2 protein-coding genes are annotated in these 2,003 nt (G+C 49.6%); both read left to right on the top strand.

Annotated features, from left to right (window positions below):
• Positions 1-351 precede the first annotated feature (351 nt).
• Complete coding sequence (lysX, locus tag HN413_00065) at positions 352-1,320, top strand: lysine biosynthesis protein LysX (GenBank protein MBT3388782.1); 969 nt, start codon at positions 352-354, stop codon at positions 1,318-1,320.
• Positions 1,321-1,592: 272 nt separating this feature from the next.
• The coding region (hisG, locus tag HN413_00060) for an ATP phosphoribosyltransferase (protein MBT3388781.1) at positions 1,593-2,003 on the top strand (411 nt) is incomplete at its 3' end.

The following is a 2,003-nucleotide window of genomic DNA, read 5'->3' as shown; positions in this document are numbered from 1 at the left end:
TTTTATCCAACAACAAGGTTAAGCAGAGCCGCAAGCCGCTGAACTCCCTGGCTTTCGGTCTTTTGAGGTTGCAAAACTGACAACTCTTCACTGATCGAACAGATACGGTCTCGTAACCGCCCTCTGGATTGAAAGCCGCCGGAGGGCGGTTTTTTGTTTAAGTCATCTACAAAGAAATACGAAGTGGCACGAAGGAGAAACAAAATTTGTGTCGCTGTATTGGTCAACAAGATGTTGAAAAATTTTCTTGTTCAAACTAAAACGCGAATACCACGAATAAAAGCAAAGAATAATTCGTGTCATTCGCCACATTCGTGATATTCGCGTTCAGAAAAAGGAGCAAATCTTATGATGAATTCAAATCCCCGCATTGGTGTCTTGTATTCACGTGTGCGTGTTGAAGAAAAATGGCTTTTCGCCGCCCTGGAAGCACGCGGCATCAACTATGATCGCATCAACGACAGTAAAATTAGTTTTGATATTGATGATGCGGCACCCTGGCAGCAATATGATGTAGTTTTAGAGCGCAGCCTTAGCCACATGCGCGGCCTGTACGCCACCCGGATGCTGAACTCGTGGAGCATCCCAACGGTCAACTCGGCGCGTGTGGCTGAAGTGTGTGGTGACAAAATGAGTACCACCGCGGCCTTCTCGGCAGCCGGAATTCCGCAACCCCAAGCGGCTCTGGCTTTTACACCCGAATCTGCGTTGGAAATTATCGAAGAGATTGGCTACCCCGTGGTGCTCAAACCGGTTGTTGGCTCGTGGGGACGCTTGCTGTCGAAAATCAATGATCGTGATGCCGCCGAGTCGATTTTGGAGCACAAAGCCACCCTGGGTTCCTATCAGCATTCAGTGTTCTATGTGCAGGAATATATCGAAAAACCCGGTCGTGATATTCGCGCTTTTGTCTTTGGCGACGAAACGGTCACCGCGATTTACCGTCACTCCCCGCACTGGATTACCAATACTGCCCGCGGCGGCTCTGGCGATATTTGCCCCGTGACCCCAGAGATCAACGATCTGTGCGTGCGTGCTGCTCAGGCCGTTGGCGGCGGCGTGCTGGCTGTGGATTTGATTGAGCATCCCGAAAAAGGTTTGCTGGTCAACGAGATTAACCACACGATGGAATTCCACACTACCGTCCCCTTAACGGGAGTTGATCTACCGAATTTGATCGTTGATTATCTGCTTGATGTCGCGAACGGAAATGTCAATGTGCTTTCTCATATCGATTATGCCAAAATCGTTGCCAGCTCTTTGCCCGTGCCGATTCATCAAGATAAGTCAGATATGGCTGTTGTTGGGATGCAATTCTGAAATTTTTTATAAGTTCGCCTTTACGGATACCCGGCCTTGTGCTAAAATCCCGCCCAATATGAAGAAGACTATTCTGACCTGCAAGCATTATCACCATCATCATACTTCAACCGGCAACTCCGCCCGGGCAGGTCTGCTTTAAGAACTTTAGATTTACGAATTCGCCATAAATGAAGCGCCCTCCGAGCAGATGGCGCTTTTTTGTTATCCCTTTCTTGCCCCCCTCTCCCTTTGGGAGAGGGGCCGGGGGTGAGGGTATATTGGAGAAATTTATGACATCACGTAAAGAAATTCGTTTCGCTTTGCCCAGCAAAGGCCGTTTGGCCGAAGAAGCCCTGGATTTGCTCTCCAATGCCGGGCTGAATGTTTATAAACCTAATCCGCGTCAATATCAGGCCAGTATTCCCATGTTGCCCGGCGTGTCGGTGCTTTTCCAACGCGCTGGTGATATTGCTGTCAGCGTGCATGATGGCACGGTTGATTTTGGCATCACCGGCTGGGATGTGGTCGCCGAGAAGAGCGCCAATGGCGAAGTGCTGCCGCTACTCAAAGAACTGGGCTTCGGATTTTGTACGTTGAATGTGATCGTGCCGGAAAGCTGGGAGAATGTCCATCGGGTGGAAGATTTGCGCGAGAAACAGAACCAACTCAACCGTCCGCTGCGAGTTGCTACAAAATTTCCC

It is taken from the genome of Chloroflexota bacterium (assembly GCA_018648225.1).
GTDB lineage: Bacteria > Chloroflexota > Anaerolineae > Anaerolineales > UBA11858 > NIOZ-UU35.
The sequence above is the reverse complement of the archived record's forward strand: the minus strand, read 5'-3'. Positions and strand labels throughout refer to the sequence as shown.